The organism is Streptomyces sp. NBC_01298 (assembly GCF_035978755.1).
Lineage (GTDB): Bacteria > Actinomycetota > Actinomycetes > Streptomycetales > Streptomycetaceae > Streptomyces.
In genome coordinates this window covers 8125193-8140084 of the sequence record NZ_CP108414.1, presented here as the reverse complement: position 1 = coordinate 8140084, position 14892 = coordinate 8125193, and the positions used below count along the sequence as shown (strand labels likewise).

General features: G+C 74.2%; 11 protein-coding genes. 8 read left to right on the top strand and 3 right to left on the bottom strand.

Annotation, left to right across the window (positions count from 1 at the left end; translation table 11 throughout):
- Positions 1-15 precede the first annotated feature (15 nt).
- The 6 genes from OG730_RS37185 (at position 16) to OG730_RS37160 (ending at position 10158) form a co-directional block, all read left to right on the top strand.
- The gene (locus OG730_RS37185) at positions 16-537 is read left to right on the top strand and encodes a hypothetical protein (RefSeq protein ID WP_327308396.1); all 522 of its coding nucleotides are present in this window, start codon (positions 16-18) and stop codon (positions 535-537) included.
- Positions 538-694: 157 nt separating this feature from the next.
- The gene (locus OG730_RS37180; protein ID WP_327308395.1) at positions 695-1360 is read left to right on the top strand and encodes an NAD(P)-dependent oxidoreductase; all 666 of its coding nucleotides are present in this window, start codon (positions 695-697) and stop codon (positions 1358-1360) included.
- Positions 1361-1554: 194 nt separating this feature from the next.
- Positions 1555-3492: an RNA ligase family protein gene (locus OG730_RS37175; protein WP_327308394.1), complete on the top strand. Its 1938-nt coding sequence runs from the start codon at positions 1555-1557 to the stop codon at positions 3490-3492.
- Entirely contained in the window at positions 3492-6431 is a 2940-nt protein-coding gene (locus tag OG730_RS37170; RefSeq protein ID WP_327308393.1) for a poly(A) polymerase, read from the top strand. The genes OG730_RS37175 and OG730_RS37170 overlap by 1 nt, the downstream gene beginning before the upstream one ends.
- A gap of 327 nt (positions 6432-6758) precedes the next feature.
- Positions 6759-8960, top strand: a complete 2202-nt coding sequence (locus tag OG730_RS37165) for a pectate lyase-like domain-containing protein (protein WP_327308392.1) — start codon at positions 6759-6761, stop codon at positions 8958-8960.
- 124 nt (positions 8961-9084) lie between these two features.
- Entirely contained in the window at positions 9085-10158 is a 1074-nt protein-coding gene (locus OG730_RS37160; protein ID WP_327308391.1) for a DUF1996 domain-containing protein, read from the top strand.
- A gap of 182 nt (positions 10159-10340) precedes the next feature.
- Here the strand turns inward: OG730_RS37160 and OG730_RS37155 are convergent, their stop codons facing one another.
- Positions 10341-11282: an NADP-dependent oxidoreductase gene (locus OG730_RS37155; protein ID WP_442815140.1), complete on the bottom strand. Its 942-nt coding sequence runs from the start codon at positions 11280-11282 to the stop codon at positions 10341-10343.
- A gap of 230 nt (positions 11283-11512) precedes the next feature.
- Here OG730_RS37155 and OG730_RS37150 point away from each other — a divergent pair, with 230 nt between their 5' ends.
- Positions 11513-12841: an ROK family transcriptional regulator gene (locus tag OG730_RS37150; RefSeq protein WP_327308390.1), complete on the top strand. Its 1329-nt coding sequence runs from the start codon at positions 11513-11515 to the stop codon at positions 12839-12841.
- A 38-nt stretch (positions 12842-12879) separates the two neighbouring features.
- Positions 12880-13395, top strand: coding sequence for a putative immunity protein (locus tag OG730_RS37145; protein WP_327308389.1), 516 nt, complete (start codon positions 12880-12882; stop codon positions 13393-13395).
- A 90-nt stretch (positions 13396-13485) separates the two neighbouring features.
- Here OG730_RS37145 and OG730_RS37140 read toward each other — a convergent pair whose 3' ends face one another.
- Both OG730_RS37140 and OG730_RS37135 read right to left on the bottom strand, forming a co-directional pair.
- A complete protein-coding gene (locus OG730_RS37140; protein ID WP_327308388.1) occupies positions 13486-13677 on the bottom strand; it encodes a hypothetical protein in 192 nt (63 codons plus the stop codon).
- Positions 13678-13812: 135 nt separating this feature from the next.
- Positions 13813-14871 (bottom strand): LacI family DNA-binding transcriptional regulator, encoded by a 1059-nt coding sequence (locus tag OG730_RS37135; RefSeq protein WP_327308387.1) that lies wholly within the window; start codon positions 14869-14871, stop codon positions 13813-13815.
- Positions 14872-14892 lie beyond the last annotated feature (21 nt).

The following is a 14892-nucleotide window of genomic DNA, read 5'->3' as shown; positions in this document are numbered from 1 at the left end:
GGGCAGGGTGGGCGGATGGAGTCGCGCCGGGGCCCGTGGGTGCCCCAGATCATCGTCGCGCTGGCCGTGGCGGCCGGGTGTCTGACCGGATGTGTGACCGTGGGTCCGGCCGGGCCGGGGAGCGCTCCCCGGCCGGGGCCCGGGGCAGGGCCGGTGCCGACCGAGGTGCGGACGGGCCTGCCCGGACCGGCGGACGGGGCGGCCGGGCCGCTGGGGGCGCTGCCGGAGGTCCCCCAGGATGCGGCTCCGCTGCCGGTACCGGATGACGCCTCGGTGCCCCCGCCCCGGGCCGTGGCCGCCCGGCAGCCGGAGCCTCCCGGGGCGCCCGCCGCCCGGGCCCGGAGCCGGGTGAAGCCCGCCACGCCCCGGCACCGGCCGGAGCGGCCCCGGCGGGCCGCGCCGAAGAAGAAGCCCGCGGCGCCCGCCGCGAAGGCACGGCGCGGCCGGCCCGCGCCGAACCGTTCGTACGACATGGCGCCGCTGTGCGCGGCGGCCCGGGGGACGGTGGACCCGGCCATCGTCGCGCTGTGCCATTGACCGGTCTGTCATTGATTGGTCTGCCATTGACCGGCCTGCCATCGACCGGCCTGCCGCTGACCGCGTGGCGCTGCCGGGTGCGGAAGGCGAGATTCGCTTGGATGGGCGCGGCGGACCCCGACCGGGGCCCCTCCAGCCTCCACCTCCAGGAGTGGCCATGGCGAAGATCGCTCTCTTCGGCGCGACCGGCACCATCGGATCCCGGGTGCTCCACGAAGCACTCGGGCGCGGACACCAGGTCACGGCCGTCGTGCGCGATCCCGCGCACTTCGCCGAGTCCGAAGCCAGCTCCGCCGACGTCACCGTCGTCCGCGGCGACGTCCTCGACCCCGCGTCCGTGACCCGGGCCACCACCGGCCAGGACGTGGTGGTCAGCGCGTACGGTCCGGGCTCCGGGGATCCAGGCACGCTCGTCGCCGCGGCCAAGGCGCTGATCGGCGGCGTGCAGGCCCACGGCGAGGACGGGCCCCGGCCGCGCGTGGTCACCGTCGGCGGGGCGGGGTCCCTGCGCACCCCCGGCGGACCGAAGGTCTGGGACCAGGCCGGGATCCCGGCGCCGGTCCTCGCCGTCATGCACGCCCACGGGGACGCCCTCGACTTCCTGCGGACGGTTCCGGTGGACGAGGTCCACTGGACCAACCTCAGCCCGGCCGCCACGATCGAGCCGGGCACCCGCACGGGCACGTACCGGCTGGGGCTCGACGAGCTCGTCGTGGACGACGACGGCAAGAGCCTGATCTCCACGGAGGACTTCGCGGTCGCGCTGCTGGACGAGATCGAGCGCGACGCGCACGCGGGCAAGCGGTTCACCGTCGGTTACTGAGTTCCGTCCCGTACCCGTCACGTCCCCACCCTCTCCGTCCCACACTCGTCACGTCCCAGACTCGTACGTCCCACACCCGCTCCGTCCCGGCCCGTCCCGGCCCACCCCGTCCCGCCGCCGATATTCGCTGGTCCGGGTGGGTTCCGTCTCCCTAGAGTGGCCGGGCATCAGCCTCGGCCCGCAGGGAGCGGATCATGCGCGCGCATTACCCGCGGACCCCACACCTGCCCTGGTCTCCGGGCGCGACGTCCGACGACGTGCGGACCACCGGGCCCGGCATGCTGGCGGGATTCGCCGGGCGCGAGGTCGTGGTCACCGAGAAGCTCGACGGCGAGAACACCACCCTCTACGCCGACGGCCTGCACGCGCGGTCGCTCGACTCGGGCCACCATCCCTCGCGGGCCTGGGTGAAGGGCCTGCAAAGCCGTATCGGCCCCGGGATCCCGGCCGGTTGGCGGGTGTGCGGGGAGAACGTCTACGCCCGGCACTCGCTCGCGTACGAGGAACTCGACGCGTGGTTCTACGGGTTCTCGGTGTGGGACGGCGACCACTGCCTGGACTGGGACCGGACGGTGCTCTTCCTGCGCGGCCTCGGGGTCCCGGGGCCGCGCGTCCTGTGGCGCGGGGTCTTCGACGAGCGGGCGCTGCGCTGGCTGCGGCTCGACACGGCGCGGCAGGAGGGGTACGTCGTCCGCACGGCGACCGGCTTCGATCGGGCCGACTTCGGCCGGTGCGTGGCCAAATGGGTGCGGGGCGGGCACGTGCAGACCGACACGCACTGGATGTACGCCCAGGTGGTGCCCAACGGACTCGGTCCGGCCGCCGCCCTGTGGGACGCCCGGTCGGGCGCGGATCCGGACACGGCCGGGCTGCTCCGGGCGGTGGGAGCGGACCCGGTGGCCGGGGCGGCAGGGGTCGAGGCGGCCGGGCTCGAGGCGGCCGGGCTCGAGGCGTTCGGAGTCCAGGCGGCCGGAGTCCAGGCGCTGGTCGCCGAAGTGGCGGACCGCATCGACGGGTTGGGCGTGCGCAGGTCCGGCGAGGAGCGGCTGGCCGGGCTCCTGGCGGCGGCCCTGCACGCCGTGCCGCGAGCCGCCCTCGTGTCCAGGCTGGCGGCCGGGCCGCTCGGCATGGCCACCGCACGGCGGGTCGCGGACCTGGTCGGGCTCCACCCGGCGCTGCGCAGACCCTTCCCCTACCCGGACACGGAACGGCGCGCGGGGCTCGTACGGATGGCGGAGGCGGCCGACCTGGGGGTGCTGCACGCGCTGGCGGGAGCGCTCTCCGAGCGGGGCGACGGGTCCGCCGAGTGCGTCGAGTGGTCCGCGCTGCACGCCGAGGAGGCGGGGCTGCTCGGGCCCGCGCCCCTGGAGCCCCTGCGGGCCGGGCTCCGGGAAGCCCTGGCCGGAGCCGGAGCCGGAGCCGGCCCGGGCGCCGGAGACGCGGACGCGGCAGCGGCAGCGGGCGGACACGGCGGCGGCCGTATCGGCGGTGACGCCGCCGACCGCTGCTGGGCCGAGGCGCGCCGGGCCTACGGGCAGGGCAACCTGACCGGCCCCGAGGAGGCGGTCGCGGCGACCTGGCGGTGGCGGGACGGCGCTTCCTTCCCCCGGCTGGTGCAGCTCTGCGGGCCCTCGGGCAGCGGGAAGAGCACGTACGCCCGCCACCTGCCCGGGGTGGAGGCCTACATCAGCCTCGACGACCTGCGCGGCGCCCGGGGTTCGCGCGCCGACCAGCGGGACAACGCGGACGTGCTCCGCGAGGGCCTCGACCGGCTGGACTCCGCACTCGCCTCGGCCGCGCGGCGCGGGGGCACGGTCGTGTGGGACGCGACCTCCCTCACCGCCCAGCAGCGCGCTCTGGCCGGCACGGTCGCGCGGCGGCGTGACGCGCTGGTCACCCACGCCGTGCTGCTGGTCAAAGAGGCGGAGCTGCTGCGCCGCAACTCCACGCGCGCGCACCCGGTGCCGGAGCCGGTGCTGACCTCGCAGCTGCGCCGGTTCGCTCCGCCGTATCCCGGTGAGGCGCACCGCACTTGGTACATCGGGGCCGACGGAACCGTCGAGGACACGGCGGGCACGATAGCGGCGCCGGCCCGCACGACAGTCCCCGTAGCGACCCGCGAGGAGGGCTGATGCGTACCAGTGAGGAGCTCTACCACCAGGTCCGCTGGGACCCCCGCTTCGATCCCGCCCGGTTCACCCTGGGCCTGCTGCAGCGCGGAGCCGCGCCGAAGCGGGTGCCCCTCCCGTCCTTCGTGCCGGGGGGCGACATCCCCTGGCACCGGGTGCTGTTCGTGGAAGCCGACGGCGAGCTGGTGTGGGACCGGGCGACGGGCGTCGACACCATCGACAGCACCGCGGCCGGGCGGGTCCGCGCCCCGAGGCTGCTCCGGGCTCCGTTCTTCACCGCGCGGACCCCGTACGCGTGGGACGCGTCCGGCGGCGGCGCCTGGCGGACGGCGCCGGAGGGTACGTCCCACACCCAACATCCTTCCGCTGTACGACTGTTGACATGGAACACGCTCTGGGACCGGTACGACGCCCCGCGCATCGCCACGGAGCGGCGCAGGCCGCTGCTGCTGGCGGATCTGGCGGCGGCCGACGCCGACGTGATCGCGCTCCAGGAGGTGGAGCGCGATCTGCTCCGCATGCTGCTCGCCGAGCCCTGGGTCCGGGCCGGGTACACCATCGCCGCCGACCCGGGCGGTCGGGACGTCGCGGAGAGCGGACTGCTGGTGCTGAGCCGACTGCCGGTGCGGGAGGCGGGCGTTCACGTTCTGGGCCCGCACAAGGCGGTCGTCGCCGTGACCGTGGACACGGCGGGCGGGCCCCTGGTGGTCGCCGCCACGCACCTGACGAGCGATCACACGGAGCGGGGCGAGGACCGACGCGCCACGGAACTGACGCGACTGCGTGAGGGGTTGGCCGCGATCGAGTCGGCCGACGTGGCCTTGCTCGGCGACTTCAACGACGGCCGGTCGGGCGCGGAGGGTCCGGCGGCGGCGCTGGGTCTGCGGGACGCGTGGACCGAGGTACACGGGTCCCGGGACGGGACCCCGACCTTCGATCCGGTCGCCAATCCCCTGGCGGCGGTGGGGTCGTTGTCGGGCCGGGCGGCCCGCCTGGACCGGATCCTGCTGCGGTCGGCGGGAGTTCACGTGGCGCGGGCCGCGCTGCGCGGGGACTCCCCCGCGTCGGAGGGCCTGTTCATCTCCGACCACTACGGGGTCGAGGCCACCTTGAACTTCGACGCCTCGGCCGACGAAGGCGCGGGCTCCGGGCACGCGGTCCTGGAGGTCCGGGCCACCTCGCGCACGGCGGTGGCCTGGCTGCCGCCACCGGACGGGGCGGTGGAGGCCGTGCGCCGCGCACACGACCCGCAGGCGGAGCGCTGGCCCGCGCACGTGAACCTGCTCTTCGGCTTCGTACCGGAGTCCTCCTTCGAGGCGGCCCTGCCCCTCCTGGCCGAAGCCGCCGCGGAATCGCCCGCGTTCATGGCGCGGCTGGAGGGCGTGTACGGCTTCGGCCCGACCCTGTGGCTGGATCCGGCCGCGGCCGGTGACGCCCCGTGGCAGGAGCTGCGCCGGTCCCTGGCGGCGCGGTTCCCGGGCTGCCGGGGCCGCGCCGAGGGGTTCACCCCTCACCTGACCCTGGGCCGCGGCGCCGATCCCGTACGCGCGGAACGCGATTTCACGGCCCGCCTCGGCGGCGCCCGGTCGGCCCGCGTGGACTCCCTCGCCGTGCTGTCCCGGCGTGGCGACGGCCCGATGGAGATCCGGGCGACGGTAGACCTCGGCACCGGAACCACCCACTGGATCCCGGAGCCCGCACGCCCCGCGCCATCCCGCCCGAGCGACACGGAGCCGGCGGGGGCCGGGACGGGAGCCGAGGCGGGGGCCGGGACGGGAGCCGGGACGGGAGCCGGGACGGGAGCCGGGGCGGAGGCCGGGGCCGATTCCGAGGCTCGCGCCGCGGACCTCACGGCGCGGATCGCCGCGGCGTTCCCGGAAGGCGTCGTGCATCCGGCCGGCTCGCGCCGGATGGGCTGCGCACTGCCGGAGGCCGACCTGGACCTGGTCGCGGTCCTGCCCGGAGCCGTCGAGTCGGCGGAGGTACGGGCGCGGGTCGCCTCGGCCCTGCCCGCGGCGGAGCGGCTCCGCGAGGTGACCGGCGCCCGGGTACCGGGCCTGCGGCTCGGCGTCGCCGGGCTGGACGTGGACCTGGTGGTGGTCGCCACCGGAGCGGTGCCGCCGGACCGGGCGGTCGCCCGGCGGGCGGAGTTCGGCGAGGCCGCGGCAGTGGCGCTGAGCGCGGTGAGCGATGCCGAGGCGGTGCGGGACTTCGCGGGCCCGGAGCACGCGGCCTTCGCCCGGCTGGCGCGGGAGGTCAAGGCCTGGGCCCGGTCCCGGGGTCTGGACTCGGCGCCCTTCGGCGGCCTGCCCGGACTCGCCTGGTCGGTGCTGGCCGCCCACACGGTCCGCTCCGCCCGCGACCTCTCCCCCGGCCCCCTGCTCCGCGAGTTCTTCGCCACCTGGGCCGCCTGGGACTGGCGCACCCCCGTGGGCCTCACCGCGCCGCCGGACGGGATCTCCGCCGGCGAGTTCCCGGTCACCGTGCTGACACCCTCCGCCCCGGTCCGCAGCTGTACCGCCCAAGTGACTCCGGCCATGGCCGACTTGCTGGCGCGGGAGCTGTTCGCCACGTGGGAGGCACTGGAGCCGAACCCCACCGCCCGGCCCGCCCCCGCCACTCCCCCGCACCGCCGGCACGCCGCCTGGGCCGTGGTCACCGTGACGGGCTCCCGGCCCGCGGACTTCGAGGACAACCTGGGCCGCACCCGCGGCCGGCTGCGCGCCCTGCTCGGCGCCCTGGTGGAGACGGGGTGCGTGGAGGCCCACGCCTGGCCCCGGCCCTTCGAGCGGACCCCGGCCCTGGCCCGCTACGCGATCGGCCTCGGCCACACCCCGCCGGACGCAAGCGCCCTGGCGGCCCTCGCCGCGCCCTGGTCGGCGACGCTCCCCGGCACCGAGGTGACGTGGGCGGACTGCGGCACCGTCCCCGGCCTTCCCTGACGACAAGTAACGAACGCACGACAGCACCGGGCCGGCCATCCGGGCCCACTCTCCGAACGCGGTCGACGAGCTCTCGACCTGAGCTCCGCCCCGCCGTAGCGGGCACGGCGGGACGGAGCGGTCAGAGCCTCAGTAGAGTCGGGCAAAGTTTTTTCGTCAACACTTTTCACAAGGATTGAAGAAACTCCAAGTTCACAGGCCTGATGCGTGTTTGACACGTCATTGGATCTTCAGTTCATGAACGCTCAAACCCTTGACGGCCCAGGCGCCGGGCAGTTCACTCACGCTTCGATCCCCCCGGATCCACAACGTCAGGAGTAGCCCCGCATGCCCCTCCTCTCCGCTCACCCTCCCCACCCATCGCGTCAACCGTCGCGCCGCCCCTCGCGTCCGTCCCGCCTGACCGTGGCCTCCCTGGCCGGCGCCCTCGTCGCGGCCCTCCTCGTGCTCCTGCCGAGCACCGCGGCGACCGCCGCGCCCACGCTCCTCTCCCAGGGCAAGCCCGCCACCGCCTCCTCGTCGGAGGGCGCCGGCACCCCCGCCTCCGCGGCCGTCGACGGCAACAACGGGACCCGCTGGTCGAGCCAGTTCTCCGATCCGCAGTGGATACAGGTCGACCTCGGCGCGGCCGCCCAGCTGAGCCAGGTCGTCCTGCGCTGGGAGACCGCCGCCGCGAAGGCGTACCGCGTCGAACTGTCCACGGACGGCGCCAACTGGTCCACGGCGTACTCCACCGCCATCGCCACCGGCGGCGTGCAGACCCACGACATCACCGGCACGGCCCGCTACGTCCGCGTGTACGGCACCCAGCGCACCACCGGATACGGCTACTCCCTCTGGGAGTTCCAGGTCTACGGCACCACCGGGGGCACCGGTCCGACGCTCCCCGGCGGCGGTGACCTCGGCCCCAACGTGATCGTCTTCGATCCCTCGACGCCGAACATCCAGGCCAAGCTGGACGAGGTCTTCGCCCAGCAGGAGTCGGCGCAGTTCGGCTCCGGGCGCTACCAGTTCCTCTTCAAGCCGGGCACCTACAACGGCCTCAACGCCCAGATCGGCTTCTACACCTCGATCTCGGGCCTCGGCCTGAGCCCGGACGACACCACCATCAACGGTGACGTCACCGTCGACGCGGGCTGGTTCGGTGGCAATGCCACCCAGAACTTCTGGCGTTCGGCCGAGAACCTCGCGCTCAACCCGGTCAACGGCACCGACCGCTGGGCCGTGTCGCAGGCCGCGCCGTTCCGCCGGATGCACGTCAAGGGCGGCCTCAACCTGGCTCCCTCCGGCTACGGTTGGTCCTCGGGCGGCTTCATCGCCGACTCGAAGATCGACGGCCAGGTCGGCAACTACTCGCAGCAGCAGTGGTACACCCGCGACAGCTCCATCGGCGGCTGGTCCAACGGCGTGTGGAACCAGGTCTTCTCCGGCACCCAGGGCGCACCGGCCCAGGCCTTCCCGGAGCCGCGCTACACCACCCTCGACACCACCCCGGTCTCCCGCGAGAAGCCGTTCCTGTACCTGGACGGCTCCGAGTACAAGGTGTTCGTCCCGGCCAAGCGCACCAACGCGCGCGGCACTTCCTGGGGCAACGGAGCCCCGCAGGGCTCCTCGATCCCGCTGAGCCAGTTCTACGTGGTCAAGCCCGGCACCACCGCCGCGACGATGAACCAGGCGCTGGCCCAGGGCCTGCACCTGCTCTTCACCCCGGGCGTCTACCACGTCAACCAGACCATCCAGGTCAACCGCGCGGACACGGTCGTCCTGGGCCTCGGCCTCGCCACCATCATCCCGGACAACGGGGTGACGGCGCTGAAGGTCGGCGACGTCGACGGCGTGAAGCTGGCCGGCTTCCTGGTCGACGCGGGCCAGGTCAACTCCCCCAGCCTGCTGGAGGTCGGCCCGGCCGGCACCACCACGGACCACGCGGCGAACCCGACCACCGTCCAGGACGTGTTCATCCGCGTCGGCGGCGCGGGCGCCGGCAAGGCCACGGTCGGCATGGTGATCAACAACCACGACACGATCGTCGACCACACCTGGATCTGGCGCGCCGACCACGGCGACGGGGTGGGCTGGGAGACCAACCGCTCCGACTACGGGTTCCGCGTCAACGGTGACGACGTCCTGGCCACCGGCCTGTTCGTCGAGCACTTCAACAAGTACGACGTGGAGTGGAACGGCGAGCGCGGCCGCACGATCTTCTTCCAGAACGAGAAGGCGTACGACGCACCCAACCAGGCCGCGATCCAGAACGGTTCGGTCAAGGGGTACGCCGCCTACAAGGTCGCCGACTCCGTCAACACCCACGAGGGCTGGGGTCTGGGCAGCTACTGCTACTACAACGTCGACCCGACGATCCGTCAGGACCACGGCTTCCAGGTACCGGTGAAGGCGGGCGTGAAGTTCCACGACATCCTCGTGGTCTCGCTCGGCGGCAACGGCCAGTACGAGCACGTCATCAACAACACGGGCGCGCCGACCTCCGGCACCTCGACCACCCCCTCCACCGTCGTCTCTTTCCCCTGATCAACCCCTGACGCCCGGCTCGCGGGGCGGCCACCGGCCGCCCCGCGTTTTCCGGGGCACGTGAGAGAGCGCTCTCCCACCTCCGCGCCCTCTCCCCCTCCCTCCAGAAGGAGCTGAACGAACGATGCATCTCCGACCGCGGACCCTGTCCGCGCTCCTGGTCTCGGCGGCCATCGCCGTGACCGCGGCCGCAGGTCTCGGCGCCACCACGCTCACCGCACAGGCCTCGCCCGACTCCGGCGCCGTCCACATGAACATGGACCACTCCGCCGTCGCGGCGGTCGCCGGGGGCGACGACCCCGACGGCGACGGCTACATCCCTGCCGTTCCGCAGGTCACCGGCGTGACCCCGTCCTGGAACAACCCGCCGGACCGCTACTTCCACGAGTTCCAGGCCAACTGCTCGGTCACCAAGACCGCGCCCGACGACCCGATCGTGTACGCGGGCCGGCCCGGCGCCTCCCACGACCACACCTTCATGGGCAACACCGGCACGAACGGCAACAGCACCACCGCCTCCCTGAGCGCCGGCAGCACCGCCTGTACCGCGCTCGGCGACCTGTCCGGCTACTGGATGCCGACGCTCCTCAACGGCAGCCAGAAGGTCCTGCCCACCGGCCCCCAGGTCATCTACTACAAGACCGGGGTCACCGACTACACGAGCGTGCGCCCCTTCCCGAAGGGACTGCGCTTCCTCGTCGGCAGCCCGACCCAGACCGCGGCGGAGTTCCGCGCGCACAAGGGCTGGGTCGAGGGCTGGGAGTGCGGCGAAAGCTTCAAGAACACCGAGTTCCCGGCCAACTGCCCGGCCGGCAGCCAGCTCAACATCCGCATGCAGGCGCCCAGTTGCTGGGACGGCAAGAACCTCGACGTCCCGGACCACAAGGCGCACATGGCCTACCCGGTCACCAAGCCCGGCAACAACGACAACGTCTGCCCCGCCTCGCACCCGGTCGCGGTCCCGATGGTCGAGTTCAAGATGGCCTTCCCGGTCAGCGGCGACATGTCCCAAGTCAGGCTGTCCAGCGGGACCGGCCACTCCTTCCACTACGACTTCTTCAACGCGTGGGACGAGCGCACCCTGAACGCCATGGTCGAGCACTGCATCAAGGGCGGGCTGCAGTGCAACAACCGCGGCTACGACCAGTTCCACCCGGAGGCCGGCACCGTGCTGGGCCCCGACGGCCGCCTCCCGTAGGCGCCCGCTCCCCCACACCCTCCCGAGGAGGTTCCCGCCGGCCCGACCCCGGGCCCGACGCCCCCGTACACCCGCGCGCCACCCGGACCCGATCCGGGCGGCGCGCGGTCGTGCGCGCGGTCGTGCGCGCGGTCGAGTGCACGGCCGTGCCCGCCGTCGTGCGCGCGCGGGTCCCGGCGGGCTCAGACCTCCAGGACGATCTTCCCGGCGGCATGCCCCTTCTGGCTGAGCTCGAAGGCGGCCGCCAGTTCCGCGAGCGGGAAGGTCTCGGCGACGGTGACCGTGAGCTGCCCGGCGTCGGCCAGTCGGCCCAGCTCGGCGAGGTCGGCGCCGACGGGCCGTACCCACATCCACTGGCCGCCGGAGCCGAGCACGGTGTGGTCGGCGATGGAGGCGTGCCGGCCGCCCTCGGCCAGTACCGCCAGGGTGGTGTCGAGGACTCCCCCGACGAAGTCGGCGACGACGGTGACCCCGTCGGGCGCCAGGGCGCGGACCCGCTCCGCCAGGCCGTCCCCGTACTCGACGGGTTCGCAGCCCAGCTCGCGCAGCCGGTCGTGGTTGCGGGCCGAGGCGGTGCCGATGACACGGGCCCCGAGCGCGCGGGCGATCTGCACGCCCATGGAGCCGACGCCGCCCGCGGCTCCGTGCACGAGGACGGTGTCCTCCTTGCCGGTGTCCAGGCGCGTGAGCAGCTGGTACGCGGTGAGCCCGGCCAGCGGCAGCCCCGCGGCCTGCTGCCAGGTCAGGGAGACGGGCTTGCGCGCGAGGGCCCGTACGGGCACGGTGACGAACTCCGCGAAGGTGCCGCCGTGCACGTAGTCCTTGCGGGCGTAGGCGATGACCTCGTCGCTCGCGGTGAACTCGGGGGTGTCGATGCCCGCGTACTCGACGGTCCCGGCGACGTCCCAGCCGGGGACGACGGGGTACACGACGTCCATCAGGCCGTCGAGCCCGCCGGCCATGATCTTCCAGTCGACGGGGTTGACGGAGGCGCACCGGACGCGGACGAGGACCTCGCCGGGTCCGACCTTGGGCACCGGAATCCGGGTCTCGGAGAGCACCTCCACTCCGCCGTACGTGTCGTACGTCATGGCCCGCATGGTGCCCTCTTGGTCCTCGGACATACCTTCTCGCCTCTCCGTGAGCCGTGCGCCTACCCCCGCCCCCCATCCCACCACGAAGAACCGCGCCCACCCCGGGAGGAGCGGCGGGCGCGGCGCGGCGGAGGGCCGACCGAGACGGCCCCGCCGCCCCGCGGAATTAATTCACGATGTGAGGTAAGCCCCGCCAAAGGGTCGCCCCCAGGGGTCGCGCAAGGGTATGTTGCGATCGGTGTCAGGGCGGAAGGAGCCACATGACGACGGGGCGCAGTGGACGTACGGTGCGGGACCTGCGAAGGGGCAACCGCAGCGCCGTGCTGCAGCAGTTGTACTTCGGCACGCCCATGAGCCGGCAGGAGCTGGGCCCGGCGACCGGACTGAGCTCGGGATCCGTCAGCAACGTGGTCGGTGAACTCGTCGCGGACGGACTGCTGGAGGAGGCGGGAGTCGTCGACTCGGACGGCGGCCGGCCGCGCACGCTGCTGCGGGTGGCGCCCGGCAGCGGGCACCTGATCGGCATCGACGTCGGCGAAACCCGGGTCAGGGTAGAGCTGTTCGACCTGACGCTGACCGAACTGGCGCGCACCGAGCTCCCGTTGAAGCCGCGCGGCTGCTACGACGTCGGTCCGATCGTCGACCACGTACGGAGCGGGATCGCCACCGTCCTGGAGAGGGCCGGGGTCGGGACGGAGCGGCTCCTGGGGGTCGGCATCGGCGTCCCCGGCATCGTCGACCGAGACGCGCCGGGCGGAACCGTCGTCCACGGGCAGACGATCGGCTGGGACGCGGTCCCGCTGGAGGCGCTGCTGCGGGCGACGGGGGCCGTACCGCCCGAGGTCCCGTATCTGATCGACAACGGGGCCCGCACGCTCGGGCAGGCGGAGATGTGGTTCGGCGCGGGTCGCGGGGCCCGGGACGCGGTGGTCGTGCTCTTCGGTTCCGGCATCGGAGCGAGCCTGATCACCGACGGCTCCCCGGACGGCGCCGGCACGGAGGGCGCACCCCTGGAGTGGGGCCACCTCACGGTGCAGGTCCGCGGGCGGCGCTGCCGTTGCGGGGCGCTGGGCTGCCTGGAGGCGTACACGGGGGCGGAGTCGCTCCTGGCGCGGTGGGCGGAACGGGGCGGCGATGGGGACGCGGTCGCCGCGGACGCGGTGGCCCGGGACGAGGAGGACGCCCTGACCGCGCTGCTGGCGGCGGCCTCCAGCGGGGACGCGGCCGCGCTGGCCGTGCTCGACGAGACCGCGGAGTACCTGGGCGCGGGCCTGTCGGACCTGATCAACCTCTTCCAGCCCGAGCGGATCCTCATCGGCGGCTGGGCGGGCCTGATGCTGGGCCCGCACATCCTCCCGGCGGTACGGGAACACGCGACGCGCTACTCGCTGCGCCATCCCGCCGCCCGGGTCACCATCGACATGGGCTCACTGGGCCCGGACGCGGTCACCGTGGGCGCGGCCACCCTCCCTCTGGCGGCCTTCTTCGCCGCGGGCGGCCGGCGCACGCCGCCGGAGCCCGCGACGGAGGCTCCGGGCTGGCAGACGTCCCTGCGCTCCCGCGGCGGCGGGGCGGCGGCCGGGGCCTAGGGAATGTCCCGGCCGGTGTCACCGAAGGAGAGCCGACGATGATCCTCCCGAAGGAACGCGACCTTCGCTTCGTGACGATCCGCCGCGGCGGAACCCTCACCGACGCGGATCACCACCTCCTGGCCCTGTGGGCGGCGTCCTGCGCCGAGCACGTCCTCGGCCTGTTCGAGTCCGCCCGGCCCGAGGACCCGCGGCCGCGCCGGGCGATCGAGCACGCCCGTGCGTGGGTGCGCAGCGAGGTCACCATGACCGCGTCCCGCGCGGCGGGCGGACACGCGATGGGCGCGGCCAGGGACCTGCGCGGAGCGGCCCGCCATGCCGCGTACGCCGCAGGGCAGGCCGGGGCCGTCGCCCATGTCGCGGCGCACGAACTCGGCGCGGCCGCCTATGCGATCAAGGCCGCGCGCGCGGCGGCGCCGGAAGGCGAGGGCGAGGCGGCGGGCCGACGGGAGTGCCACTGGCAGCGCGACCAGCTCCCGGAGGCGATCCGCGCACTCGTCCTGGACGACCAGCGGTTGCGCAACGACATCTGCTGGTCTGCCTTCGACTGCTGAGCACGGCCTCCGGCGCAGGGAGCGCTCCCCGCCGCCCTCATGCCCCGTACGGGGCCTGGCCGTTCGGCCGCAACAGCACGCGGTCACAGCCTACGTCGAAGCCGATGAGCGGTCGCCCCCGATCCTCGTCCCCCCCTCGGAAACCAGCACCACCGGCCCGCGCAGCCTGCGGCCGACCGCGCCGAGAAACCCGCACAGCACGTCCACCCGCTCCTGCCCCCGGAGCTGGCAGATGTCCACGTCGAAATCGACTTCGGCCACCGAGAGCGCATCGAAGATCACCAACACCTCCGGGTGCGGCCAGACCCGCAGCCTCGGTCGATCGACGCCTACGGGGAGGTCGAACAGTGCCTCGGCCGACGGTAGTGGATGCCGGCCGGGCCGCACCCGGGTTTCCCCGCGGGTCGCGGTCGGCGCTCACGCCGAGTCGCGGACCACCAGTTCCGGGTCGAAGAGCACCGCCGCCGGGTCCGGTGCGGCCGTGCCGGCCACCCGGTCCAGGAGGAGGCGCACCATCTCCGCCGCCATCTCCTCCACCGGCTGGCGGACCGTCGTCAGGCGGGGTCTCGCCGCCACCGCCGCGCCGGAGTCGTCGAAGCCGACCACCGCCACGTCCTCGGGGATCCGGCGGCCGTGTTCGCGCAGCACCAGGCAGGCGCCCTGGGCCATCAGGTCGTTCGCCGCGAACACTCCGTCCAGGTCCGGGTGTTCGGCCAGCAGCGCGCGCATCCCCTGCTCGCCGCCGTCCAGGGTGAAGTCCGCCTCCGCCACCCGTACCGCCGTCCCGTCCAGTGCCTCCCGGAAGCCCGCCACCCGGTCCCGGCTCGCCGGTACGTCCGCCGGACCGCCGATCACGGCGAGTCGCCGGCAGCCCCGGGCGAGGAGGTGCCGCGCGGCCAGGGCCCCGCCTTCGCGGTGGCGCAGGTCCACCCAGTCCAGCGGGATCTCGGGGGCCGGCCGGGCGAAGAGCACCGCGGGCAGGCCGGCGCGCGCGAGCATGCCGGGCAGCGGGTCGTGGCCGTCGGTGGTGACGAGCAGTGCTCCGTCCCCACCGCCCTGGGTGAGGTACGAGACCACCTGCGCGCGGTCCGCCTCCCCGTCGGCGAACAGCAGCACCGGATGCACGCCGCGCGGGCGCAGGGCCCGTACGACCCCGCTCACCACCCGCCCGAAGAAGGGGTCCTGGAACACCCGCCCGGTGTCCGCGCCCGCGCCGGAGACCACCAGCGCCACCGCACCCGAGCGGCGGGTCACCAGGGAGCGGGCCGCGCGGTTCGGCACGTATCCCGTCGCGGCGACGGCCCGCTGGACCGCCTGCTGGATGGCCGGGTCCACATTGCGGACCCCGTTCACCACGCGGGACACCGTGGCCCGGGACACCCCGGCCGCGCGGGCCACGTCTTCCAGGGTCGGGGCCGTTCCGGTGCCGGTGGCCGTTCCGGTGCCCGTACCGGTGGCCGTGCTCGCTGCGTCCATGTCGGCACTGTAGCCGCCCGC